The sequence below is a fragment of the Gemmobacter aquarius genome (genome assembly GCF_003060865.1).
GTDB lineage: Bacteria > Pseudomonadota > Alphaproteobacteria > Rhodobacterales > Rhodobacteraceae > Paragemmobacter > Paragemmobacter aquarius.
Genome location: NZ_CP028918.1, coordinates 1191085 through 1215819, shown reverse-complemented (window position 1 = coordinate 1215819; position 24735 = coordinate 1191085). Strand labels below are relative to the sequence as shown.

The 24735-nt window shown below is 62.5% G+C and carries 28 protein-coding genes and 1 pseudogene; 1 reads left to right on the top strand and 28 read right to left on the bottom strand.

Going from position 1 to position 24735, the window contains the following annotated elements:
* Nucleotides 1–12 precede the first annotated feature (12 nt).
* The 26 genes and pseudogenes from HYN69_RS05895 to HYN69_RS05775 form a co-directional block, all read right to left on the bottom strand.
* Entirely contained in the window at nucleotides 13–1686 is a 1674-nt protein-coding gene (locus tag HYN69_RS05895; protein ID WP_108434936.1) for a ribonuclease J, read from the bottom strand.
* Nucleotides 1683–2462: a type III pantothenate kinase gene (locus HYN69_RS05890; RefSeq protein WP_108434935.1), complete on the bottom strand. Its 780-nt coding sequence runs from the start codon at nucleotides 2460–2462 to the stop codon at nucleotides 1683–1685. The genes HYN69_RS05895 and HYN69_RS05890 overlap by 4 nt, the downstream gene beginning before the upstream one ends.
* Before the next feature lie 12 nt (nucleotides 2463–2474).
* Nucleotides 2475–3233, bottom strand: a complete 759-nt coding sequence (locus HYN69_RS05885) for a biotin--[acetyl-CoA-carboxylase] ligase (protein WP_108434934.1) — start codon at nucleotides 3231–3233, stop codon at nucleotides 2475–2477.
* Nucleotides 3223–4659, bottom strand: a complete 1437-nt coding sequence (gene nuoN / locus HYN69_RS05880; protein ID WP_108434933.1) for an NADH-quinone oxidoreductase subunit NuoN — start codon at nucleotides 4657–4659, stop codon at nucleotides 3223–3225. The genes HYN69_RS05885 and nuoN overlap by 11 nt, the downstream gene beginning before the upstream one ends.
* A gap of 10 nt (nucleotides 4660–4669) precedes the next feature.
* On the bottom strand, nucleotides 4670–6208 hold the full coding sequence (locus HYN69_RS05875) for an NADH-quinone oxidoreductase subunit M (protein WP_108434932.1): 1539 nt from the start codon (nucleotides 6206–6208) through the stop codon (nucleotides 4670–4672).
* Between the two features lies 1 nt (nucleotide 6209).
* Nucleotides 6210–8387 carry an NADH-quinone oxidoreductase subunit L gene (gene nuoL / locus HYN69_RS05870; RefSeq protein WP_108434931.1) on the bottom strand — a complete coding sequence of 726 codons (2178 nt, stop codon included), beginning with the start codon at nucleotides 8385–8387 and terminating at the stop codon, nucleotides 6210–6212.
* Nucleotides 8388–8392: 5 nt separating this feature from the next.
* Entirely contained in the window at nucleotides 8393–8698 is a 306-nt protein-coding gene (nuoK, locus tag HYN69_RS05865) for an NADH-quinone oxidoreductase subunit NuoK (protein ID WP_108434930.1), read from the bottom strand.
* Nucleotides 8699–8755: 57 nt separating this feature from the next.
* Complete coding sequence (locus tag HYN69_RS05860; RefSeq protein WP_108434929.1) at nucleotides 8756–9256, bottom strand: hypothetical protein; 501 nt, start codon at nucleotides 9254–9256, stop codon at nucleotides 8756–8758.
* A 43-nt stretch (nucleotides 9257–9299) separates the two neighbouring features.
* Nucleotides 9300–9914 carry an NADH-quinone oxidoreductase subunit J gene (locus HYN69_RS05855; RefSeq protein ID WP_108434928.1) on the bottom strand — a complete coding sequence of 205 codons (615 nt, stop codon included), beginning with the start codon at nucleotides 9912–9914 and terminating at the stop codon, nucleotides 9300–9302.
* Nucleotides 9911–10321 (bottom strand): carboxymuconolactone decarboxylase family protein, encoded by a 411-nt coding sequence (locus tag HYN69_RS05850; RefSeq protein WP_108434927.1) that lies wholly within the window; start codon nucleotides 10319–10321, stop codon nucleotides 9911–9913. The genes HYN69_RS05855 and HYN69_RS05850 overlap by 4 nt, the downstream gene beginning before the upstream one ends.
* Before the next feature lie 7 nt (nucleotides 10322–10328).
* On the bottom strand, nucleotides 10329–10823 hold the full coding sequence (gene nuoI / locus HYN69_RS05845; protein ID WP_108434926.1) for an NADH-quinone oxidoreductase subunit NuoI: 495 nt from the start codon (nucleotides 10821–10823) through the stop codon (nucleotides 10329–10331).
* A 3-nt stretch (nucleotides 10824–10826) separates the two neighbouring features.
* A complete protein-coding gene (locus HYN69_RS05840; RefSeq protein ID WP_108434925.1) occupies nucleotides 10827–11090 on the bottom strand; it encodes a hypothetical protein in 264 nt (87 codons plus the stop codon).
* Between the two features lie 3 nt (nucleotides 11091–11093).
* Nucleotides 11094–12128 (bottom strand): NADH-quinone oxidoreductase subunit NuoH, encoded by a 1035-nt coding sequence (nuoH, locus tag HYN69_RS05835; protein WP_108434924.1) that lies wholly within the window; start codon nucleotides 12126–12128, stop codon nucleotides 11094–11096.
* A gap of 12 nt (nucleotides 12129–12140) precedes the next feature.
* On the bottom strand, nucleotides 12141–12545 hold the full coding sequence (locus HYN69_RS05830; RefSeq protein ID WP_108434923.1) for a hypothetical protein: 405 nt from the start codon (nucleotides 12543–12545) through the stop codon (nucleotides 12141–12143).
* Nucleotides 12546–12551: 6 nt separating this feature from the next.
* Nucleotides 12552–14564, bottom strand: coding sequence for an NADH-quinone oxidoreductase subunit NuoG (gene nuoG / locus HYN69_RS05825; RefSeq protein ID WP_108434922.1), 2013 nt, complete (start codon nucleotides 14562–14564; stop codon nucleotides 12552–12554).
* Nucleotides 14557–14736, bottom strand: a complete 180-nt coding sequence (locus HYN69_RS20490; RefSeq protein WP_159082368.1) for a hypothetical protein — start codon at nucleotides 14734–14736, stop codon at nucleotides 14557–14559. The genes nuoG and HYN69_RS20490 overlap by 8 nt, the downstream gene beginning before the upstream one ends.
* A gap of 9 nt (nucleotides 14737–14745) precedes the next feature.
* The gene (locus HYN69_RS05820; protein WP_108434921.1) at nucleotides 14746–15165 is read right to left on the bottom strand and encodes a DUF5333 domain-containing protein; all 420 of its coding nucleotides are present in this window, start codon (nucleotides 15163–15165) and stop codon (nucleotides 14746–14748) included.
* Nucleotides 15162–16457: an NADH-quinone oxidoreductase subunit NuoF gene (nuoF, locus tag HYN69_RS05815; protein WP_108434920.1), complete on the bottom strand. Its 1296-nt coding sequence runs from the start codon at nucleotides 16455–16457 to the stop codon at nucleotides 15162–15164. Before nuoF ends, HYN69_RS05820 begins: the two co-directional genes overlap by 4 nt.
* Before the next feature lie 10 nt (nucleotides 16458–16467).
* Nucleotides 16468–16686 (bottom strand): DUF5337 domain-containing protein, encoded by a 219-nt coding sequence (locus HYN69_RS05810; protein WP_108434919.1) that lies wholly within the window; start codon nucleotides 16684–16686, stop codon nucleotides 16468–16470.
* A 9-nt stretch (nucleotides 16687–16695) separates the two neighbouring features.
* On the bottom strand, nucleotides 16696–17343 hold the full coding sequence (locus HYN69_RS05805) for an NADH:ubiquinone oxidoreductase (protein WP_108434918.1): 648 nt from the start codon (nucleotides 17341–17343) through the stop codon (nucleotides 16696–16698).
* Between the two features lie 57 nt (nucleotides 17344–17400).
* Nucleotides 17401–18276 (bottom strand): annotated as a pseudogene (nuoE, locus tag HYN69_RS05800) (NADH-quinone oxidoreductase subunit NuoE); the annotation flags it as partial.
* Complete coding sequence (locus HYN69_RS05795; protein WP_174213649.1) at nucleotides 18276–19484, bottom strand: NADH-quinone oxidoreductase subunit D; 1209 nt, start codon at nucleotides 19482–19484, stop codon at nucleotides 18276–18278. The gene HYN69_RS05795 and the pseudogene nuoE, both read right to left, overlap by 1 nt.
* Complete coding sequence (locus tag HYN69_RS05790) at nucleotides 19484–20368, bottom strand: sulfotransferase (RefSeq protein WP_108434915.1); 885 nt, start codon at nucleotides 20366–20368, stop codon at nucleotides 19484–19486. Before HYN69_RS05790 ends, HYN69_RS05795 begins: the two co-directional genes overlap by 1 nt.
* 3 nt (nucleotides 20369–20371) lie before the next feature.
* On the bottom strand, nucleotides 20372–20971 hold the full coding sequence (locus HYN69_RS05785) for an NADH-quinone oxidoreductase subunit C (protein ID WP_108434914.1): 600 nt from the start codon (nucleotides 20969–20971) through the stop codon (nucleotides 20372–20374).
* Nucleotides 20972–20980: 9 nt separating this feature from the next.
* Nucleotides 20981–21514 carry a NuoB/complex I 20 kDa subunit family protein gene (locus tag HYN69_RS05780; protein ID WP_108434913.1) on the bottom strand — a complete coding sequence of 178 codons (534 nt, stop codon included), beginning with the start codon at nucleotides 21512–21514 and terminating at the stop codon, nucleotides 20981–20983.
* Nucleotides 21505–21870 carry an NADH-quinone oxidoreductase subunit A gene (locus HYN69_RS05775; protein ID WP_108434912.1) on the bottom strand — a complete coding sequence of 122 codons (366 nt, stop codon included), beginning with the start codon at nucleotides 21868–21870 and terminating at the stop codon, nucleotides 21505–21507. The genes HYN69_RS05780 and HYN69_RS05775 overlap by 10 nt, the downstream gene beginning before the upstream one ends.
* Nucleotides 21871–22177: 307 nt before the next feature.
* Between HYN69_RS05775 and HYN69_RS05770 the strand changes: the two genes are divergently transcribed.
* Nucleotides 22178–22636: a CreA family protein gene (locus tag HYN69_RS05770; RefSeq protein ID WP_108434911.1), complete on the top strand. Its 459-nt coding sequence runs from the start codon at nucleotides 22178–22180 to the stop codon at nucleotides 22634–22636.
* 113 nt (nucleotides 22637–22749) lie between these two features.
* On the opposite strand, the gene HYN69_RS05765 is transcribed toward HYN69_RS05770, so the two are convergent.
* The gene (locus tag HYN69_RS05765; protein WP_230426502.1) at nucleotides 22750–23991 is read right to left on the bottom strand and encodes a DegT/DnrJ/EryC1/StrS family aminotransferase; all 1242 of its coding nucleotides are present in this window, start codon (nucleotides 23989–23991) and stop codon (nucleotides 22750–22752) included.
* A complete protein-coding gene (locus HYN69_RS05760) occupies nucleotides 23988–24656 on the bottom strand; it encodes an HAD hydrolase-like protein (RefSeq protein ID WP_230426501.1) in 669 nt (222 codons plus the stop codon). The genes HYN69_RS05765 and HYN69_RS05760 overlap by 4 nt, the downstream gene beginning before the upstream one ends.
* Between the last annotated feature and the right edge of the window lie 79 nt (nucleotides 24657–24735).

Here is a 24735-nt window from a genome sequence, read left to right as displayed (position 1 = left end):
AGGCGCAGCGCCTCACTCGGCCATCAGCCGCGACACCACAACCGTCACTTCCGGCTTCTTGCCGACCTCTTCCATGCCGACCTGCCGCACGATCCGGCGCAGCGCCTCATCCAGCTTGTCGTCGTCGCGCAGAAGTTTCTTGCCCGCACCGTCGAGGAACTGGTTAAGCTCCTCCTCAAGCGTGTCGACCAGCGGCCCGCCGCGGCCCCGTTCCGGCACGCCGCGCACTTCGACCCAGGCATCCCCCAGCGTCGCATTCTCGTCGTCGAGGATCACCGTCACCATCACATGCCCGTTCAGCGCCATGCGGATACGGTCACGCACCACGCCGTCCATCGCGCCGATCAGAACCGACCCGTCCAGATACATCCGGCCCGTCTCGATATGGTCGACCACCTTGGGCGCATCGCCGGTGATGTCGATCATCATCCCGTTGGTCACCACACTCGACACGATCCCGCCCTCGGTCGCGATCCGCGCATGTTCGCGCAAATGCCGGTGCTCGCCATGCATCGGGATCAGCATGTCGGGCAGCAGCAGCCGGTGCACATGTTCCAGATCGGGCCGGTTGGCATGACCGGAAACGTGATACTTGCCGCCGTTGTCATCCATGACATCGACGCCCATTTCCGAGAAATTGTTGACGATCTTCAACACTTCCCGCTCGTTGCCCGGAATGGTCTTGGACGAGAACAGGAACAGGTCCCCCTTCTTCAACTCCATCCCCAGATATTTCCCGCGCGAAAGCTGCGCCGTCGCCGCCCGCCGCTCACCCTGCGATCCGGTCACGATCAGCATCAGGTTGCCACGCGGCACTTCCACCGCATCCTCGGGGGAAACAGTGCGCGGAAAGTCGGTCAGCACCCCCGTCTCCTGCGCCACCGACACCATCCGCTTCATCGCCCGCCCCATCAGGCAAACGGTCCGGTCAGCCGCCCGCGCGGCCTCGGCCAATGTCTTCAAACGCGCCACGTTCGACGCGAATGTCGTCGCCACCACCAGCCCGCTATGCCCCTTGATCAGGTCGCGAATCGGCTCGCGGATCGTCGCTTCCGACCGCCCCGCATGCAGCGAGAACACGTTGGTCGAATCGCACATCAGCGCCTTCACCGGCCGCTCTGCCGCGATCTCGAGGAACCGCGCGTCATCCCAACCCTCGCCCACCATCGGCGTCGCATCCAGCTTGAAGTCGCCCGAATGCACCACCCGACCCGCAGGCGTGTCGATGACCAGCGCCGCACTTTCCGGGATCGAATGGCTGACCGGCACGAATTGCACGCGGAACGGCCCCGCTTCCACCGTCTCGGGCCGCGTTGCGACCACGTTGATCGCCGATGCCGGATGCCCGTGTTCTTCCAGTTTCAGCTTGCCCAGTGCCGCCGTGAACCGCCGCGCATAGACCGGGACACGCAGCTTGGGCCACAGATGGCCAAGCGCGCCGATATGGTCCTCATGCGCGTGGGTGATGAAAATCGCCTCGATCCGGTCGAGCCGCGCTTCCAGCCAGCTCGTATCTGGCAGGATCAGATCGACGCCGGGGGTGGTGTCCATATCGGGAAAGGTCACGCCCAGATCGACGACGATCAGCCGCTCTTTGCCCGCAGGCCCGTAGCCGTAGACATAACAATTCATGCCGATCTCGCCGGCACCGCCGAGGGGGAGATAGATCAGCCGGTTCGCACTCATGCCGTTTCCAGTTCCTTGTTGTAGCGACTGACGAGAACCAGACCATGCATGGTCAGGTCATCCTCGACGCTGTCAAATAGCGCGGTATCTTGGGCGAACAGGGAAGCAAGGCCCCCCGTCGCAATAACTTTCATAGGACGGTCGCGTTCTTTACGCACTTCGCGCACGATGCCCTCGACCAGCCCGATATACCCCCAGTACACACCCGATTGCATACAGGCCACCGTATTCGTTCCGATCGCGCGGGCGGGTTTGGACACATCCACGTGCGGCAAGGCCGCCGCAGCCATGTGCAGCGCCTCGAGCGACAGGTTCACACCGGGCGCAATCACGCCCCCGATATAGGCCCCGTCGCTGTCAACCACATCAAATGTCGTCGCCGTGCCGAAATCCACCACGATCAGATCGCCGCCATGCCGGTCATGTGCGGCAACCGTGTTCACCAGCCGGTCCGGCCCCACGGTCGTGCCCTGATCGACCCGAGGCGCAACCGGCAAACGGCATTCAGGCTTGCCCACCACCAGCGGGCGGCAATCAAAGTAACGGTTGCACAGCACACGCAGGTTGAACACCACGCGCGGCACCGTGCTGGAAATGATCGCCTCGGTCACCGTGGCTTCGGTCTTGGTCAGCATCATCAGCGACGACAACCAAACGTGGTATTCATCCGCCGTCCGCGTGTGGTCGGTCGCAATCCGCCATGTGGCGATGAAACGCGCCCCGTCCCAGATCGAAAACACCGTATTGGTGTTACCGCAATCGATTGCCAGAAGCATCGCGCCCCTCCGTCAGAAAAACACATCCGCCGCCGGTATGGCGATGGTGCCCTGTGGCTGGCGCAGCATCAATGCCCCCGTGACGTCGATGGTCTCGAACACGCCCTGCCGTTCCAGCGTGCCGGTGCGCGCACGGATCACCTCGCCCAGACGCGCGGCATGGGCCAGCCACTCGGCCCGCAGCGGCGCGAAACCTTGCGTCACCAGCACAGCCTCCCACCGCGCGAATGCAGGCGCCAGCACGTCCCGAAACGCTTCTGGCGCGACCCGCACCCCCGTTTCAGCCAGCAAGGAAACCGGCGGAACCGCCCCCGCCTCGACCGCCGACACTTCTGGCGCGCCGATCAGATTGACCCCGATCCCGATGGCCAGATACCCCACGCCCTGCCCCGCCCCGCCACTTTCCAGCAAGATCCCCGCAACCTTGCCGCCATTCAGCAACACGTCATTGGGCCATTTCAGCGCAAAGGCATCAGGCAGGCCCGTAACCGCCACAAAGGCCTCGCGCAGCGCCAGCGCGGCGGCAAAGGACCGCAAGGCGACCACATCGGCCCCTTCCTTCGGCTGCATCAGCAGCGTGGCGTAAAAATTCCCGCGCGGACTCGCCCAGGGCCGCGCCCTCCGCCCCCGCCCCGCCGTCTGTTCGCCTGCCAAAATCCAGACAGGCCCCGCAACATGCGGGGCCAGCCTTTGCGCTTCGGCATTGGTGCTGTCGACGGTGGGCAGGACCAGCCGGCCCACACCGGCCGGCCATTCGGCCTTAACGGACAAGGGCTTCCGCCGCGATCGCCGCCATCGGCTGGATGCCGAACAGGTTGACGATCCCCGCCACCATGATGACCGCCACCGCGACCATGATCGCCCATTGCGCGGGCGCCATGCGGCTTTCCACGCCCTCGCCTTCCTTGCCGAAATACATGAAGAACACGATCCGAAGGTAGTAGAACGCCCCGATGACCGAGGCCACTGCCCCTGCCAGCGCAAGCCATGTCATCCCCGCATCGACCGCCGCCTTAAGCACATAGAACTTGCCGAAAAAGCCCACCATCGGCGGCACACCGGCAAGGCTGAACATCATCACCAGCACGGCCAGCGCCTTCAACGGCTCGGTCTTCGAAAACATGTTGAGGCTGGCAATGTCCGTGACCGGACGTCCGTCCCGCTCCATCGACAGGATAAAGGCGAATGTGCCCACGTTCATGGTCACATAGATCGCCATATAGACCAGCATCGCCGTCACGCCCTCGGCCGTGCCGCTTGCCAGACCCATCAGCGCAAAACCCATATGGGCAATCGACGAATAGGCCATCAGCCGCTTGATGTCCTTCTGCCCGATGGCCGCCACCGCGCCAAGGAACATCGACGCAATCGACAGCGCCGCCAGCACTTGGCTCCAATCGGCCGGAATTCCGCCAAAGGCATCATGCACCAGCCGCGCGAGCAGACAGATCGCCGCCACCTTGGGCGCGGTCGCAAAAAAGGCCGTCACCGGCGTGGGCGAGCCTTCGTAAACGTCCGGCGTCCACATGTGGAAGGGTGCCGCCGAAACCTTGAACGCCAGCCCCGCCAGCATGAACACCAGCCCGAACAGCAGCCCCAGCGGCACGCCATCGTTCAGCGTCGACAGGATGCCCGCAAACTGCGTGGTCCCTGCAAAGCCGTAAACCAGCGAAGCGCCGTATAGCAGCAGGCCCGACGACAACGCGCCCAACACGAAATACTTCAGGCCCGCTTCGGTCGATTTCACGCTGTCACGCCGCACCGAAGCCAGCACATACAAGGCCAGCGATTGCAACTCGAGCCCCATGTAAAGGCTCATCAGATCGCCCGCCGAAACCATCACCATCATGCCGATGACAGAAAGCACCATCAGCACCGGATATTCAAAGCGCAGCAAATCCCGCCGCACCATGTAATCCTGCCCGATGATCAGCACGGCAGATGCCGACACCAGCATCGTCACCTTGGCAAAGCGCGCGAACGGGTCATCCACGAACAGCCCGCCAAAGGCCGTCCGTTCCCCCTCGCCCCCCAACCCGATCCACAGGGCCAGCGCCAGAAACACCCCCGCCGTCGCCCAGGCGATCAGCGGGGCCACCTTGTCCTTGCCGGTATAGACGCCGAACATCAGCGCCCCCATGGCAAACAACGCCAGCACCAGTTCCGGCAGGACGGTCGAAATATCTGCGGAAGTCATCTCGTCGCCCTCAGTTCTGTGCCAAAGCCACGTCGCCCACAGGCGGCAGCGCGGCTTGATGTTCGGAAATCAGCGCCCCGACGCTCGGCCCGATGATATCGGTCACAAGGCTCGGATAGACGCCCAAAAGCAGGGTCATGGCGATCAGCGGCGCAAAGATCGCCTTCTCGCGGCGGGTCATATCGGTGATTGACCGCAAGCCCTCTTTCACCAGCTCGCCCATCACCACACGGCGGTAAAGCCACAGCGCATAGGCCGCCGACAGGATAACCCCCGTGGTCGCAAAAGCCGCAACCCACGTATTCACCTGGAAAATCCCCATCAGCGTCAGGAATTCCCCGATGAACCCGCTCGTCCCCGGCAGGCCCACGTTGGCCATGGTAAAGAACATGAACACAAGCGCATAGGCGGGCATCCGGTTCACCAGGCCACCATAGGCGTCGATCTCGCGCGTGTGCATCCGGTCATAGATCACCCCCACGCACAGGAACAACGCGCCGGAAATGAACCCGTGGCTGATCATCTGGAAAATCGCGCCGTCGATCCCCTGCTGGTTCGCGGTGAAAATCCCCATCGTCACGTAACCCATATGGGCCACCGAAGAATAGGCGATCAGCTTCTTCATGTCCGACTGCGCCAAGGCGACGAGCGACGTGTAAACAATGGCAATCGCCGACATCCAGAACACCAAGGGCGCCAACAGGTCAGACGCAATCGGGAACATCGGCAGGCTGAAGCGCAAAAAGCCATAGCCGCCCATCTTCAGCAAGATCGCCGCCAGCACCACCGACCCCGCGGTCGGCGCCTGCACGTGGGCATCGGGCAGCCACGTATGCACCGGCCACATCGGCATCTTCACCGCGAATGACGCGAAAAAGGCCAGGAACAGCAGCGTCTGCAACCCGCCGACGATATGGAAGCCCAGAACCACCATGTCATCAGACGCAAAGTTATGCGCCAGAAGCGTCGGTATATCGGTCGTGCCTGCGTCGAAATACATCGCGATCATCGCGACCAGCATCAACACCGACCCGAGGAAGGTATAAAGGAAGAACTTGAACGCCGCATAGATGCGCTCCTTGCCCCCCCAGATGCCGATGATCAGGAACATCGGGATAAGCCCGGCCTCGAAGAACAGGTAGAACAGCACCATGTCCAGCGCGCAGAACACCCCCAGCATCAGCGTCTCGAGCATCAGAAACGCGATCATGTATTCCTTGACCCGCACCTCGACCGACCAGCAGGCCGCGATGGTGATCGGCATCAGGAACGTGGTCAGCATCACGAACAGGACCGAAATCCCGTCCACGCCCATCTTGTACTTCAGACCCAGAATCCAGTCATATTCCTCGACGAACTGAAAGCCCGTGTTTGCCGGATCGAACCCCGCAAGCACGAAAAGCGAGATCAGGAACGTGGCACTGGTGGCCAACAGCGCCAGCCATTTGGCATTGCGCTGCGCCGCCGCATCCTCGCCCCGCAGGAACAAGGCAAGGATCGCCGCCGCGACCGCCGGAACGAAAGTGATGATCGACAGGAGGTTATCCATATCAGTTCGCGCCCCCCCAGAGCGTCATCCAGGTAATCAAGGCGGCAATGCCCAGAACCATGGCAAAAGCATAGTGGAACAGATAGCCCGACTGGGCCCGCGCCGCGAGGCGCGTGAAGAAGGGCACGACACCCAAAGCGACCCCGTTGATCGACCCGTCGATCACGTCGCCATCCCCGCGCTTCCACAGGAACCGCCCCAGCGCCTTGGCCGAGCGCACGAATAGAAAGTCGTAGATCTCGTCGAAATACCACTTGTTCAACAAGAACAGGTATAGCGGCCGCTGGTTCGCCGCCAGTTTGGCAGGCAGATCGGGGCGGCGGATGTACATCTGGAAAGCCAGCAAAAAGCCAAGCACCATCGCGATGAAGGGCGATACCTTCACCAGCACCGGTGCCTCATGCGCCTTGTGGATCACCTCGTTCTCCGGCCCCATGAAGATGCCGCCTTGCGTCCAGCCCGCGCCCGCATCGGCATGGCCAGCGGCCTCGCCCTCGGTTGCGGTCTCTTCGGTTGCTGCCGTCTCGACAGCGGTTGTCTCGGCAGCAGTCGCTTCGGGGGCCTCGGCCTCGGCATGGTGCTCGGCTGCGGGAAGCATCCCGAACCACGCCCGCATCTTGGCCTCGTCGCCGAAGAAACTGTTGTACCAGATCATCCCCGAGAACACCGCGCCAAGCGCCAGCACCCCCAGCGGGATCAGCATGACCTTGGGGCTTTCATGCGGCTCGTGGTGCCCGTGCCCGTGGTCGTCATGCCCGTGCCCATGATCGTCATGCCCATGCGCCGCGTGCCCGTGCGCCGCGTGCCCATGCGCCCGGCTTTCGCCGTAAAACGTCATGAACATCAGCCGCCACGAATAGAAACTCGTCATCGCAGCCGCCGCAACCAGCAGCACATAGGCATAACCCGACCCGACCCACGCGCTTTCGATCACCGCGTCCTTCGACAGGAACCCCGCAAAGCCGATATGCGTCAGCGGAATCCCCACGCCGGTAATCGCCAGCGTCCCGATCATCATCGCGGCAAAGGTGAACGGGATCTTCTTTCGCAAACCGCCGTAATTCCGCATGTCCTGTTCGTGATGCGTGGCATGGATCACCGACCCCGCCCCAAGGAACAGCATGGCCTTGAAGAAGGCATGCGTGAACAGGTGGAACATGGCGACCGAATAGACGCCCACACCCGCCGCCACGAACATATAGCCCAGCTGCGAACAGGTCGAATAGGCGATCACCCGCTTGATGTCGTTCTGCACCAGACCCACGGTCGCGGCAAAGAACGCCGTCGTCGCCCCCAGAACCACGATCATCGTCTTCGCATCAGGCGCGAATTCGTAAAGCGGCGACATGCGGCAGACAAGGAACACCCCCGCCGTCACCATCGTCGCCGCATGGATCAGCGCCGAAACGGGCGTCGGCCCCTCCATCGCGTCAGGCAACCACGTGTGCAGGAACAGCTGCGCCGATTTGCCCATCGCGCCGATGAACAGCAGCACCCCGATCAGGTTCGCGGCATTCCACTCGCCCCACAGAAACGTAAGGTTGGTCTGGGCCAGCGCCGGAGCAGCCGCAAACACCGTGTCGAAGCTCACCGAATCCGTCAGGAAGAACAGCGCGAAAATCCCCAGCGCAAAGCCGAAATCCCCCACGCGGTTGACGACGAAAGCCTTGATCGCGGCGGCATTGGCGCTCGGCTTCTTGTAATAGAACCCGATCAGCAGGTACGATGCGACCCCCACGCCTTCCCAGCCAAAGAACATCTGCACAAGGTTGTCAGAGGTCACCAGCATCAGCATGGCAAAGGTAAAGAACGACAGATAGGCAAAGAACCTTGCCCGATAAGGCTCGTCCTCCGACCAGTTGTCGTCATGCGCCATATAGCCAAAGCTGTACAGGTGAACCAATGCGGAAACCGAGTTCACCACCACCAGCATGATCGCGGTCAAGCGGTCGACGCGGATCGCCCATTCCGTCGCAAGCGACCCGCTCTCGATCCAGCGCATCAGGGTGATGTGTTGCGTAACCCCGTCATGGCTCAGGAAAACGATCCACGACAGAAGCGCCGCCAGCATCACCAGACCGGTGGTCAGAACCTGCCCCGCCCGCTCTCCGATGAAGCGCCAGCCAAAGCCGCAGATCAGCGCGCCGATCAGCGGCGCGAAAAGAATGATCGTTGCCATGCCCGTTAGCCCTTCATCACGTTGACGTCTTCCACGTCGATCGTCCCGCGGTTGCGGAAGAACACGACAAGGATGGCAAGGCCGATGGCGGCCTCGGCGGCGGCGACGGTCAGGATGAACAGGGTGAACACCTGCCCGACCAGATCGCCGAGGTAGGACGAGAAGGCGACGAAGTTGATATTCACCGCCAGCAGGATCAACTCGATCGACATCAGGATGACGATCACGTTCTTGCGGTTCAGGAATATCCCGAAGATCCCGATCACGAACAGCGCCGCCGCCACTGTCAGGTAATGTTCAAGTCCAACCATCGTCCGTTCCCTCCGGGTCTAAGCGCCCGTGTCAGTTCGCCGTCTACACGGCCCGTGTCAGTTCGCTGCCTGAGCAGCCAGTTTATCGCATTGCGCCGCACCCGCTTGGCCCAGCGTCTTGAACGTGACACCGGCGGCTTGCAAGCCGCTTGTCAGGGTAGAAATATCGGTCAGCCCCACCTTCAGCCGCAGCTTCTGGGTGTTCACCGTGTCGATCGCGTTGTAATCCGGTCCGCGCCGCGCCGGATCGGCGCTTTGGCGCAGCATCGCGATGGCGTATTGTGTGCCGTTCTGGCAATCGTTCAGCAGCAACGTCTCTTCGGTATAGGCGTCCCGCTTCGGCCCACGGCACACCTCGCGCTGCGTCTCGGTCACGAACCGCCCCGCCGGATCACCCAAGCGTTCGACCGTCCCCGACGCATCGCATTGCGTGGCCAGCCCCATATCGACCGCCTGTTCATCCGACACGCAACCCGACAGCGACAGCAAAGCGGCCAAAGCCAAGAACGCCGCATAAAGCGCCGTCCTGTCCGTTCCGAGCAGAAACTGTCCCGTCATCACCAAACCCCTTGCCCGATGCGCGACCTCGCGCACCGCCCCTTTACAAGCCCTGCCCCGGTTTCACGTCCTTCAACTCCATCGCCACCGCCGGATCGCGCCACATCTGTTGCAGCACGTTCTGCCGCTTTACGTCCTTGCGGTGCCGCAGCGTCAGCAAAATCGCCCCGATCATCGCCACCAGCAGGATCAGCCCCGAAAGCTGGAACAAGAACCCGTAGCGGTCATAGACCAGCAGCCCCAACGCCTTGGTGTTTTCGATCTGCGTCATGTCCGGCGCCACCGCCTGCCGCAGCCCCATCGCCCCGTCGGCCTGCACCCAGGCGCCGATCCCCAGCGCGATCTGCATCAGGATCACCACCCCGACCAGCAGGCCCAGCGGCATGTATTTCGCCATCTCGCCCTTCAGCTCGGCAAAGTCGATGTCGAGCATCATCACGACGAACAGGAACAGCACAGCCACCGCGCCGACATAGACGATGATCAGCAGCATCGCCACAAACTCGGCCCCCAACAGCACGAACAGCCCCGATGCCGACAGGAAGGCAAGGATCAGCCACAGCACCGAATGCACGGGGTTGCGGCTTACCGTCACCAGCACCGCCGCCACCACCATGACGCTGGCGAATGCGTAAAAGGCGTAATCTGCAACGCTCATGCGTCTTTCTCCTTAACTTCGGCAAAGACGGCTTGCGCGGTCTCGAGCGCCCTTTGCATGGCGGGCAAGCCGCCGAACATACTCATCTGCCAGATCACTTCCGCGATCTCGCGTTCCGTGGCCCCCGCCTGCAAGGCATGGCGCACCGTCATTTTCAACTGCGGCTCGGCCTGCGCGCCCAGCACCGTCAGCGCGGCCAGCGTCACCAGCAGCCGCGTCTTGGCGTCCAGCCCCTCGCGGTTGAAGGTCTTGCCGAACCACATCTCCATCATGTCCTTCGACATGGTCGGAAACATCTGGTCGAACCCCTTCACCTGCATATTTTCCAGCGCCGGATTGAAGGCGCGGACCATTTCCTGCCCCTGCTCCATCATCTGGCTCATCATCTTGGTAAAGGCGTCGGTCATTGCTGGTTCACCGGTAGGGCGCGTCAAGCTCAAGGTTGCGCGCGATCTCGGCTTCCCAACGGGCACCGTTCTCGAGCAGCTTTTCCTTGTTGTAGTAAAGCTCTTCGCGGGTTTCGGTTGAAAACTCGAAGTTCGGCCCCTCGACGATGGCGTCGACCGGGCAGGCCTCCTGACAGAACCCACAATAGATACACTTCGTCATGTCGATGTCGTAGCGCGTGGTGCGGCGGCTGCCGTCCTCGCGAGGTTCGGCATCGATGGTGATCGCCTGCGCGGGGCAAACCGCCTCGCACAGCTTGCAGGCGATGCACCGCTCCTCGCCGTTCGGGTAACGGCGCAACGCATGTTCCCCACGGAAACGGGGGCTAAGCGGCCCCTTTTCATGCGGATAGTTCAGCGTGGTCTTGGGCGCGAAGAAATACTTCATCCCCAGCGCGAACCCTTTGAAAAAGTCCTGCAGGAAGAAATACTTGGTCGCGCGGTTCCAGTCGATGTTCGCCATGTCTCACTTCTCCTCCGGATCGAACGTATCGACCGTCTCAACCGTCCAGTCAGACAGGTTTGCGATCTGCCGACGCTGTTCTTCCGAAAACGTATTGTCCTCGTTTGCCGCCTTCACCGCAGTCCGGTGCGCTGCGCCATACCCCGTAAAGACGCCCACGATCTCGCCGTCGATAAACACCCGAAACCGCTCGGCGTCGACCGGATACAACTCCAGATCGCGACCAAGGGTCGTCAGAAAAAACCGAGAGGCAAGTTCGCCTGACACCGCTCAGCCCCCAATCGCCCAGCGGGCCCAAAAGCCGCCAAGCACCTCGAATTTCGCAAGAAACGCCACCACGACAACCCAGCCCAAGGACAGCGGCAGGAACACCTTCCAGCCGATCCGCATCAACTGGTCATAGCGGTAGCGCGGCACGATGGCCTTCACCATCGCGAACAGGAAGAAGAAGAACGCCATCTTGGCAATCATCCAAAGCGCCCCGTCCGGCAGGCCCGGAATCGGCGACAGCCAACCGCCGAAGAACAACAGGCTCATCAGCGCGCACATCAGGAAGATGGCGATATACTCACCGGCCATGAACAAAAGGAACGGCGTGGACGAGTATTCCACCATGAACCCGGCCACCAGTTCCGATTCCGCTTCCGGCAGGTCGAACGGCGGGCGGTTGGTTTCCGCAAGGGCCGAGATGAAGAACAGCGCCACCATCGGCAGATGCGGCAGCCAATACCAGTTGAACAGCCCGAAATCGCCCCGCTGCGCTTCCACGATCGCGGTAAAGTTCATCGATCCCGTCGAGATGATGATCCCGATGATGATCAGCCCCAGCGACACCTCATAGGAAATCATCTGTGCCGCCGACCGCAGCGACCCGAGGAACGGGTATTTCGAGTTCGACGCCCATCCCCCCATGATGACCCCGTAAACCTCAAGCGAAGACATCGCAAAGACGAACAGGATCGCCACGTTGATATTGGCCAACACCCAGCCCGAATTGAACGGAATGACCGCCCAGGCCATCATCGCCAAAACAAAGGACAACATCGGCGCAAGGAAATAGACCGGACGGTCCGCCCCCGCCGGAATGACGATTTCTTTCAGCACATATTTCAGCGCGTCGGCCACCGTCTGCAAAAGGCCCCAGGGCCCCACCACGTTCGGCCCGCGCCGCATCTGCACCGCCGCCCAGATCTTGCGGTCGCCGTAGACCAGAAACAGCATCGAGATCATCACGAAGCCGACGACAAGCAGGCACTGTGCCGCCACCAGCACACCGATCCCCAAGGTAGTCGAAAAGAAGTCCATCTGCCTGTTTCCCTAAACCGTCGGTATGCCCTGCGCGCCGCAATCACGCACCGTCACTTCGGCGTCGATCGTCTTCAACCCGCGAGGAAGCGCGGCGGATATGGTGTAAACCGCATCCCCGCGCCAGATTTCGCCTGTCTTGGCCACGGTCGTCCGCACATGGCGGGCAAAACCGAAACCCCGGATCAGGGCATATTGCGCCGCCGCACAGCGTGCATAGGCATCAACATCCCCATCCCCCCGCGCGCCCGTCATGGCCACACGGAAATTCACCAGATCGCCGTCCAGGAGGATCGTCTCGATCCCCTTGTAGGTCGGCGCGAAGGGCGCGCTTTCGTCAACCGGCACAGGCGCGCAGGCCGACAGACCGGCTGTCGCCGCCATCCATCCCGCTGCTACTGCCGTTGCCACGCGCATATCCCCTTATTCCGCCGCGACCGCAACCCGCGCACGGGCAACAGCCAAAGCCGACAATTCGCCCATCAGCGCGGATGCCCGCGCAATCGGGTTGGTCAGGTAGAAATCCTTCACCGCATTGCGGAAATCCGCCTTGCCCGGCGCCTTCACCGGCAGGGCAGTCCAAGCATTGTCGGCCACCTCGTCGATACGCCCCAGATGCGGATGCGCCGCGACCAGTCGCGACCGCAACACCGCCAGCGAATCCCACGGCAGCGTCACGCCCAGTTCCGCCGACAAAGCCCGCAGGATCGCCCAGTTCTCCTTGGCCTCGCCGGGCGCAAACCCTGCCCGCATCGCCAGTTGCGGCCGACCTTCGGTGTTCACGAACAGCCCGTTCTCTTCCGTATAAGCCGCCCCCGGCAGAACGATATCCGCCCGATGCGCGCCACGGTCGCCATGGCTGCCCTGATAGATCACGAAAGCACCGGCGGCGATTTCCACCTCGTCCGCGCCAAGGTTATAGACCACCTCGGCCCCGTCCAGCGCAGCCGAAAGCCCGCCTTCGGTAACAGCGCCCACATCCAGCGCACCCACACGGGCCGCAGCGGTGTGCAGAACCAGCAACTTGGCACCCAGCTTTTCGGCCAGCGCCATGGCCTGACCCAGAACCGCCTCGCCATCCGCCTCGTTCAGCGCACCTTGCCCCACGATCACCACGGTAGGCTTACCGTAAGCTTCCGCACCATCGACCGCCTTGACCAGCGCCGCACGATCCGTGCCCAGATGCTTGTAATCATAGGTCAGGTCTGCCCCGACCCCGATCACCGAAACCTGCGCTCCCAACTGCCACGCCTTGCGGATACGCGCATTCAGCACAGGCGCTTCCAGACGCGGGTTCGATCCCACGATCCAGATGCCCTTGGCCCCGTCGATATCCTCGATCAGCGCGTTGCCGACATAGGCCGACCGGTTCCCCGCAGGCAGCTTTGCCCCGTCAACCCGCGCCTCGACCTTGCCGCCCAGCCCTTCGATCAGCGTCTTCAAGCTGTAAGCCGCCTCGACCGGCACCAGATCGCCGATGATGCCCGCAACCCGCTTGCCCTTCATCGCAGCCGCAGCCGCAGCCAGCGCCTCGCCCCATCCGGCACGGCGCAGCTTGCCATTTTCACGGATATAAGGCGTGTCCAGCCGCTGACGGCGCAACCCGTCCCAGACGAAACGCGTCTTGTCGGAAATCCATTCCTCGTTCACGCCGTCATGGTTCCGCGGCAGGATCCGCATCACCTCGCGCCCCTTGGCGTCGATCCGGATGTTCGATCCCAGCGCATCCATCACGTCGATGCTCTCGGTCTTGGTCAATTCCCAAGGCCGCGCGGTAAAGGCATAGGGCTTGCTCGTCAGCGCCCCCACGGGGCACAAGTCGATGATATTGCCCTGCAAATTGCTATCCAGCGTCATGCCCAGATAGGACGTGATCTCGCTATCCTCGCCCCGCCCGGTCTGGCCCATCTGGTTGATGCCAGCCACTTCCGACGTAAAGCGCACACAGCGCGTGCAGGAAATGCAGCGCGTCATCTTGGTCGCAACCAAGGGGCCAAGGTTCAGGTCATCCGACGCCCGCTTCGGTTCACGGTAGCGGCTGAAATCTACGCCATACGCCATGGCCTGATCCTGCAAGTCACACTCGCCACCCTGATCGCAGATCGGGCAATCCAGCGGGTGGTTGATCAGCAGGAATTCCATGACCCCCTCGCGGGCCTTCTTGACCATCGGCGACTTGGTCTTGACCACCGGCGCCTCGCCATTCGGGCCGGGCCGCAAATCCTTGACCTGCATCGCGCAAGACGCCGCAGGCTTCGGCGGGCCACCAACGACCTCGACCAGACACATCCGGCAGTTCCCGGCAATCGTCAGCCGTTCGTGGTAGCAAAAGCGCGGAATCTCGACCCCGGCGACCTCGGCCGCCTGTATGATCGTCATCGCGCCATCAACCTCGACCTCGATACCGTCGATATTGATCTTTTTCAGGTTAGACATGAGCCCGGTCCTTCCGCAGCCACCCCGTCACCGCATCGCGCAAGCGGGCCATCAGCCCGCCAAACGCCGCAGGGGCGGCCTGTTTCGTCTCGTCCTGTGCAAAAGACAGGTGTTTCACGCGCGCCTCGGTGTCGCGCATCGCGTATTTCGGATCAAGGTTACCGTAGCACATCGCCCGTCCCTACCATGACCACAACAAACTGCCCGCCAAGGTGCCCTTGGCGATCTCGTCCTTGCCGACGCGGCAATAGCTTTCCTCGTCGCCGGCAACCGCTCCGGCCTTGGCCAGATAATCGGCGGCAACCGCCTTCATCGCGTCTTTCTGCGCCTTGTCCTTCAGGAAAGCCTTCACCTCGGCCTCGGTGTATCCCTCGGCGATGGCATAATCCTTCAGATCGTCCAGCTTGCTCAGCGCCAGCAGCATCCGCGCATGAAGCGACCCGCATTCGGTCCGCAACACATCGGCCACCCGCCCCGCAACCAGACTGTCGCGGATATGCGCGTTCTCGGCCAAAGGCACCTTGTCCTGCGCCATGACGGGCGCGGTCAGGCACAGCCCGACCATCCCCGCCACCAGCCCAAGGAAGACCCGCGTCGTCATTCCGCAGCCACCGCCGAAATGCGGCCGGTCTTCTTGGCCTTGATCCGGTCCTCGATCTCGTCGCGGAACTGCCGGATCAAGCCCTGGATCGGCCAGGCCGCCGCATCGCCAAGCGCGCAGATCGTGTGGCCTTCCACCTGCTTGGTCACACTCAGCAGCATGTCGATCTCCTCGACCTCCGCCTCGCCCCGAACCAGACGGTCCATCACCCGCATCATCCAGCCCGTACCTTCGCGGCAAGGCGTGCACTGGCCACAGCTTTCGTGCTTGTAGAACTTCGACAAGCGCCAGATCGCCTTGATCACGTCCGTAGACTGATCCATCACGATCACCGCCGCCGTGCCCAGACCCGACCGCTGCTCGCGCAGCCAGTCGAAATCCATGATCGCATCCTCGCACTGGCTTGCGTTCAGCATCGGCACCGAAGACCCGCCCGGAATGACCGCCTTCAGGTTCTTCCAGCCGCCGCGCACACCACCGCAATGCCGGTCGAGCAATTCCTTCAGCGAAATCGACATCGCCTCTTCGACGACACAAGGATGCACCACATGCCCCGAAATCCCGAACAGCTTGGTGCCCGCATTGTTCGGACGCCCGAACGACGCGAACCAATCCGACCCGCGCCGCAAAATCGTCGGCACAACCGCAATCGATTCCACATTGTTCACCGTCGTCGGGCAGCCATAAAGCCCCGACCCCGCCGGGAACGGCGGCTTCATCCGCGGCATCCCCTTCTTGCCCTCAAGGCTTTCCAGAAGCGCCGTTTCCTCGCCGCAGATGTAGGCCCCCGCGCCGTGATGCAGGTACAGATCGAAATCCCAACCCGACTTGGCAGCGTTCTTGCCCAACAGGCCAGCATCATAACATTCGTCGATCGCGGCCTGCAAAGCCTCGCGCTCGCGGATATATTCGCCGCGGATGTATATGTAGCAGGCATTCGCATTCATCGCGAAAGACGCAATCAGCGCCCCCTCGATCAGCGTATGCGGATCGTGCCGCATGATCTCGCGGTCCTTGCACGTGCCCGGTTCGGACTCGTCGGCGTTGATCACCAGATAAGACGGACGGCCATCCGACTGCTTGGGCATGAACGACCACTTCAGACCGGTCGGAAAGCCCGCCCCGCCGCGCCCGCGCAAGCCACTCGCCTTGACCTGCTCGATGATCGTATCGCGCCCGCGCTGGATGATTTCGGCCGTGCCGTTCCAATGCCCGCGCTTCTTCGCGCCCGCAAGAGAGCGGTCGTGCATCCCGTACAGGTTGGTGAAGATACGGTCCTGATCCTTGAGCATCCCTAGCCCCTCAATTGTTCCGGCGCTTGCGCCAGAGCCTGTACGTCACAACCAGCGTCCAGAAGAACGCGGCCATCGCAGCAAGGTCGAAGAGAAAGACGTAACGCACGTCCCATCCCATCTTCCCGCCAAGGAATTGCGCCCCCATCCACAGAACCACGGTCCCGACCAGAACAAGCGCGATCATCCGCGCCTGCCGTGCCAGTGTCATATCCTGCGGGGACGCCATCACCCCGCCTCAGTAGTCGTTCGTCTTGGCGCGGCGCTGGAATTCCTCCATGCCGACCGAGCCGATCAGTTTCGCCTGCGCCACCCACTTGTCACGGGTCACGCGGCCCTTGAACCCTTTCAGGTTGCCATCCATCCACGCGATTTCATTCGCGCCCCAGCTTGCGATCTGGTCGAAATGGAAGATGCCCATCTCGTTGCACAGCTTCTCGAGCGCAGGCCCGATGCCTTCGATCTTTTTCAGATCGTCCGCAACCCCGCCCCGCGCCGCAGCAAGCGCCGCAGGTTTCGTCCCCTCGCCCGCCACCGCGGCGACCGGCGCAACCGCAGCCACAGGGGCCGAAGCATCGGCCTTGGAAACTGCCGCCGCCGGAGCAGCAGCCGGAGCAACCACCGCCGCAGCCGCAACCGGAGCCGGAGCCGCAACCGCCGAAACCGCGCCATGGCCCGCATCCGCAGCGGGCGCATCGACCGAACCGCCCCAGGACATGCCCGTAAACATGCCCGCGCCGAACATCACCACAATGCCGAAGAATGCCGAAGGCGTGTAATCGAACCCTCCGACCACTTTCGCCACAAGGAACGCGGCGATGCCGAAACCGGCGGCCAGAAGCCAGCCGTTCAGCGAAGGTGCGTTCAGATTTTCAGCTCGTTTCATGCGATGTCCCTCAAATCGGGGGCCTTGGCCCGTTCACTCAGTTACTCAAGCGTCGCCTTCCGTCTTCTTCTTCGTCGCCCGCGGCGCCTTGGCCACGGCCTCTGTTCCGTCCGCCGCATCGGCCTTCTTCGCCGTGCGCTTGGGCTTGGTCACGGCATCCACCGCCGCCACGGCAACCGCCGCCACCGCCGCGCCAACCGCAACCTTCGCCGCCGTCTTGGCCGCCTTGCCCAGCCACGGCGTCAGGATCGGCACTTCCGTCCCGTCGATGCGCTTGACCGTATCGCGCAGGTCAACCGCCCGCTGGGCCGAAGCGTTATACTGCTGCCGCCCGCTCTCGAAATCCTTCAGCGTCGTCAGCCCCGACAAAGGTTCCGCCGCATAGCGCCCGTTTTGCGGGCCGGGGGTCGGCACCTCGCCCTTGGAAAACCGCGCGATCATGTCGCGCAGCTTCTCGGCGGTCAGGTCCTCGTAATAATCCTTGCCGATCTGGGCCATCGGCGCATTGGCGCAGGCCCCCAGACATTCGACCTCTTCCCACGAAAACTTGCCGTCAAGCGACAGCGTATGCGGCGTCTTGGCAATCATCTCCTTACACACAGCGATCAGCTCTTCCGCGCCGCAGATCATGCAAGACGTGGTCCCGCAAATCTGGACATGCGCCACCGAACCCACGGGTTGCAGCTGGAACATGAAGTAGAAGGTCGCCACTTCCAGCGCCCGGATATAGGCCATGCCAAGCATATCGGCCACGGTTTCAATCGCCTTGCGCGACAGCCAGCCCTCTTGCTCTTGCGCCCGCCACAAAAGCGGAATGATGGCCGATGCCTGACGCCCCTCGGGGTATTTCGAAATCTGGCCCTGCGCCCACGCAAGGTTGGCAGCGGTAAAGGCAAAGCTGTCCGGCTGGACGGGATGAAGGCGGCGTAGCATTAGCGGTCGATCTCCCCGAACACGACATCCATCGTGCCGATGATGGCAGAGACGTCAGCAAGCTGATGCCCCTTGCAGATGTAATCCATGGCTTGCAGATGCAGGAAACCCGGCGCGCGGATCTTGGCGCGGTAGGGTTTGTTCGACCCGTCCGCCACCAGATACACGCCGAACTCGCCCTTGGGCGCTTCGACCGAGGCGTAAACCTCGCCTGCCGGAACGTGGAAGCCCTCGGTATAAAGCTTGAAGTGATGGATCAGCGCTTCCATCGATGTCTTCATCTCGCCGCGCTTGGGCGGCGTGATCTTGCCGCGCGCCAGTACGTCGCCCTTTTCCACGCGCAGCTTGGCAATCGCCTGCTGCACGATCCGCGTCGACTCGCGCATTTCGGCCATGCGGCACAGGTAGCGATCATAGCAATCGCCGTTCTTGCCGACCGGAATCTTGAAATCGAACTCGTCGTAACATTCATAAGGCTGGCTGCGCCGCAGATCCCAGGCAAAGCCCGACCCGCGCACCATCACGCCCGAAAACCCCCATTTCTGGATGTCATCTTCCGTCACCACACCGATATCGGCATTGCGCTGCTTGAAGATGCGGTTTTCGGTCAACAGCGTGTCGATATCGTCCAACACCTTGGGGAAATGGTCCGCCCATGCGTCGATATCGTCGATCAGCGATGCGGTCAGGTCCTGATGCACGCCACCGGGCCGGAAATAGGCTGCATGCAGCCGCGACCCGGAAGCCCGCTCATAAAACACCATCAGCTTCTCGCGTTCCTCGAACCCCCAAAGCGGAGGCGTCAAGGCGCCCACGTCCATCGCCTGCGTCGTCACGTTAAGCAAATGGTTCAGGATGCGGCTGATTTCCGAATAAAGCACACGGATCAGGCTCGCCCGACGGGGCACGGCGGTGTTGGTCAGCTTTTCGATCGCCAGACACCAGGCATGTTCCTGATTCATCGGCGCGACATAATCCAGCCGGTCGAAATAGGGCAGGTTCTGCAGGTAGGTCCGGCTTTCCATCAGCTTTTCGGTCCCGCGATGCAGCAGGCCGATATGCGGATCGCAGCGTTCCACGATCTCGCCGTCCAGCTCCAGCACCAGACGCAAAACCCCGTGCGCCGCAGGGTGCTGCGGGCCGAAGTTGATGTTGAAGTTGCGGATCTTCTGCTCGCCCGTCAACGCGTCGTCGAAGCTACCATCCATCATCCGTGAACCCCGATCATGTTCCTGCGCCAGCTGTCCGGAAGCTCCGGAAACAGCGTGGCGACAAAGTCGTATTGCGGACGAAGTGCTGCCTGCGCGCGGGCCCGCAACCCTTCGTCCAAAGCAAGCGGCGTACCTTCATGCACCCGCTTGTCGAAATCGGCAGGCACCGCCGCGATGCCCAGAAACCCGCACAGCCGCGCCAGACCGGGCACGCCCATCATCTCGTCCTGCAACTGCACGAACAACCGCGACGCGGCCACCGACTCGCGCAGGCGGCCAATCGCTCCGATATAATCCTCGCGGTCGTTACGCCCTTCGCGCACCCCGTCGATCATCGCACCCATCACCTCGGCGGCACGGGCCGGAAACTCGGCCAGCGACCGCGCCTTGCGGTAAGCCACCATCCGCGCCTGCGACCAAAGCCGCGACACCGGATCGCGCAGCAGATAGACAAAGCGCACATCGCCCGCCATCCGCGCCATCTGCGCCAGCCGCGCAACAGGCAACAGCGCATAGGCCGGCGTAATGTCGCCCACCAGATGCCGCACCCCGCGCTCCCCGGCCAGATAGGTGCGGTAGGCGTCCAGGTTCTCGCCCTCATGCCCGATCACCGAACACCACTCTTCGGTGTCGCGCAGCATCCGCGCCCGAAACGGCCCCATCGGCGCGCCAGATGCCGCCTCGTCGCGCAACGCGGCCAGACGCCGCGCCTCGCGGTCACGATGCCGCGCGTAATTGCCGCTTTCGAGCATGTCGAAGTAATGCAATTCCTTGATGCTCCGCAAATGACACTCCGGATGCCGCGCAAGGTAACGGTAAAGCCAGGACGTGCCCGCCTTCGTCGCCCCTACGCAAAACAGGAATGTCGGTTCCGCAGTCACCGCTCAGGCCTTCTTCTCGTCGCCGGGAAGGATGTATTCGGCCCCTTCCCACGGGCTCATGAAATCGAACTGACGGTATTCCTGCACCAGCTTGACCGGCTCGTAGACCACACGCTTCTGCGCCTCGTCGTAGCGCACTTCGGTATAGCCGGTGGTCGGGAAATCCTTCCGCAGCGGAAAACCGCGGAAACCGTAATCGGTCAGAATGCGGCGCAGGTCGGGATGGCCCGAAAACAGGATGCCGAACATGTCGAACACTTCGCGCTCGAACCAGTTGGCGCTGGGATGCACCTCGATCAGCGACGGCACCATATCAGCCTCGCCGATGGCCAGCCGCAGACGGATGCGGTGGTTCTGGTACATCGACAGGAAATGGTAAACCACATCGAACCGCTTCTCGCGCTCGGGGTAATCCACCGCCGTGATATCGACCAAAGACGAAAACCGGCACGCGCTGTCGCTGCGAAGGAATTCGACAAAGGCGACAAGCCGCGAAGGCAGCACGTCGACCGTCAATTCGCCAAAGGCCACGACGCTTGCCAGCACCGCATCGGGGTGCTTCTGCGTCAGATGCGCGGCGAGTTCTTGCAAGGCTTCGGACATGTTCTTTCCTCAGCGGGTGATGGTGCCGGTGCGGCGGATTTTCCGCTGCAACTGCAAGATGCCGTAAAGCAGCGCCTCGGCTGTCGGCGGGCAGCCGGGCACGTAGATATCCACCGGAACGATCCGGTCGCAGCCCCGCACCACCGAATAGCTGTAGTGGTAATAGCCGCCGCCATTGGCGCAGGACCCCATGCTGATCACATAGCGCGGTTCCGGCATCTGGTCGTAAACCTTGCGCAGCGCCGGGGCCATCTTGTTCGTCAGCGTCCCTGCCACGATCATCAGGTCCGATTGGCGCGGCGATGCGCGCGGCGCCACGCCAAAGCGTTCAAGGTCATAGCGCGGCATGCTGGTGTGCATCATCTCGACGGCACAACAGGCCAGACCGAATGTCATCCAGTGCAACGACCCGATGCGCGCCCAGTTGATGATATCCTCGGTCGAGGTCAGGATGAAACCCTTGTCCTGCAACTCGCGGTTCAGCGCCTGCGTGGCGACCTCGGGGTCGCCTCCCGCAGTGTTGACGGAAGTACTCACTCCCATTCCAGCGCTCCTTTTTTCCATTCATAGGCAAAGCCGATGGTCAGCACGGCCAGAAACACCATCATCGACCAGAACCCCGTCATCGACAGATCGCCGAACGCCACGGCCCAGGGAAACAGGAAGGCGACTTCGAGGTCGAAGATGATGAACAGGATCGACACAAGGTAGAACCGCACATCGAACTTCATCCGCGCGTCGTCAAAAGCGTTGAACCCGCATTCATAGGCCGACACCTTTTCAGGGTCGGGGTTTCGGACGGCGAGAACCGCCGCCGAAAGCATCAGGACAAGACCAAGCCCGATGGCCAAAGCAAGCAGGATGATGATCGGAAGATACTCGCGGAGAAGAGTGTCCACGGGGTGCTCCTTCGGCTGGCGACTGGCGAGATGCAACCACTGACGGGCCACTTGTTCTCTTGCCGCACCGTTTACTCTGCCCCCCGCGCGGGGTCAACCAAAGGCCATCCGAAAAGACATGGCTGCGACAAGGGATTCCGCCAATTGTATGCAGCCGCACACCGCCTTCTCGACTTCTTTAGGAAAAGTAAGCGGCGCGCAGAAAAGCGTGCATCGGCTGTGCATCGCTTGTGCATCCCGCAAACCGCTTTCAAGCGCAGCGCTTATGCGGTCTTCTGGTCCGGCACCCCGAACCCCGAGTCGCCCGATGAAACGCGCTTTCCTTGCCCTTGCCCTGTCCACACTGCCCGCCCAAGCCGAGGAAATCGGCAAGGTCGGCGTCGACATGATCGGCAACGACATCATCGTCGAGGCCTTGGCCGACCCCAAGGTTCAGGGCGTCACCTGCCACGTCGCCTACTTCGAACGCTCCACCCTCGACCGTCTGGTTCAGGGCAACTGGTTCGAAGATCCGTCCAACAGTTCCATCGCCTGCCGCCAGACCGGCCCGATCATTCTGGGCGACATCCCGACCGGTCCGGAAGGCGAGGAGATCTTTTCCGCCAGCCGCTCGCTGATCTTCAAATCCCTGCGCGTCACGCGGATTTATGACAAGGCGAACAACAGCTTGGTCTATCTCGCCCACGCAGCCCAGATCACCGAAGGGTCGGCCAAGATGTCGATCTCGACCGTCCCGCTCTGGCAGGCAGGCACACCCGCGCCTTAGGCGAAATCTGACGCAGATTTCGCGCCGTTTCCTGACGCAGGAAACGGGGCCCGACCGTGGGGGCCGTGCGGAATTTGCGTCAAATTCCGCAGCGTTTTCTGCGTCAGAAAACGCTAATCTCCCACAACAGGCGCCACCACGGCCTCTTCTCCGGACTGCTGCACCGCCAGCACCTCGGCCCGGATGATCCGCGCGATCATTGCCACATCGGCGGGCGAAAAGGTCAGCGGCAACCGCATATCCATCAGTCCGGCCAACACCTTGTCGGTCTTCGGCAATGGCACCGGCCTCGCATAGGCCCAATGTTCATAGCGCGATGTAAAGGCCACAGGCTCCGCCGCGCCGAACCACTTCAACTCGACCCCCCGCGCCGCACACCTCGCCAGAAGCGCCCTGACCCGCCCCTCGGCCCAATCGGGCAACAGGAACTGGAAAGACGAGGCCACATAGACCTCTTCCTCCGGCCGTTCGACCAGCCGCAACCCGGCGGTGTCGCGCAGTCCGGCCTCCATCGTCCGGTACAAAACACCCCAGCGTTCCCGCCGCTCGTCAAGCATCCGCAGCTGCGGCCGCAGGATTGCCGCGCGCAAATTGTCCATACGCCCCGACACGTTAGGCACATCCAGCCGGATCGCCTCGAAGGCCTCGACCGGCGGCGCCGCACGGTGGCGTCCGTAAAGCATGTAAGACCCCGACAGCAGAACCGCCCGCGCCATCACCTGCGGATCGTCCGAAACCAGCAACCCGCCCTCGCCCGAATTGACATGCTTGTAGGTCTGCATCGAATAGCACCCCACCAGCCCGTGCCGACCCGAAGGCACCCCGCGCCAGCTTGCCCCCATCGTATGGGCGCAATCCTCGATCACCGTCACCCCAAGCCGCCCGCACAGCGCCATCAGCGCATCCATATCACACAGATGCCCCCGCATATGCGACAGCATCAAGACCCGCGCCCCGCTTTCGCGCGCCATCACCTCGAGATGCGCCAGATCGATCGTAAGCTCTTCTGTCACCTCTACAAAGACCGGCCACGCACCCACAGCCGCAATCGATCCGGGCACGGGGGCCAGCGTAAAGGCATTGGTCAGCACCGCATCGCCCGCGGCCACTCCCACCGCCCGCAACGCACAGCCCAGCGCATAACCCCCGGACGCCACCGCCAGACAATACTTTGCCCCCACCAAACCCGCGAATTCCTCCTCGAGCAGCGCCGTCTCGGCCACCTCGCCCGGCGCGGTGTTATAGCGGTGCAACCGCCCGTGCCGCAGCACGGCAACTGCCGCCTCGATCCCTTCCTCGGGGATAGGTTCCTGCTGGGTGAAACTGCCGTTAAACCGCTCTGGGCCGTCGATCACTGAAGCATCCTTTCGGCAAGGTCAGGCAGATCATCGAAATGATGCAACAACGCCTCGGGTTCAAGCCGCGCGATGGCATGCCCCTCGGGACCGAATGTCACAAGCGCCACAGGAACCCCCGCCGAAAGGCCTGTTTTCCGGTCGGTCTCCGTATCACCGATCAAAATGGAACGCGCCACCACGCCCCCCGCTTGCGTGACCGCAGCCACGTAGGGTGCGGCATCCGGTTTGCGCGTCGGCAATGTATCAGCCCCGATCATGGCCCCGAACATGTCTCGGATACCAAGCTTGCGCAGCAATGTTTCCGCCAGCCCCGCAGGCTTGTTCGTGCAGACCGACAGCACGTAACCCTGCCCTCGCAAAACCTCCAACGCCGCCAGCGCCCCCGGATAAAGCCGCGTGTGGGTGTCGATCGCCCCTGCATAGGCCTCCAGCAGCACCGGATACTGCGCGTCGATCATCGCCTCGTCCCAACCGTCCAGCCGCGAAAAGCCAAGCTTCAGCATGGCCCGCCCGCCATGAAACGCGGTCAGCGTATCGGCAGCGGTCAGCATGTCACCATGCCCCATCCCGCGAAAACACGCATTGGCGGCAGCCAGCAGATCCGCCGAAGTATCTGCCAAAGTGCCGTCGAGATCGAAAACAACCGTCCGTTTCGCTTGCAACACCCCGTAACCTCGTGTGAAAGGCCGCCCCTTGCGGACCCGTCCTTTGGGCGTAAAACGGGCGCAACAAGAAAGAAAG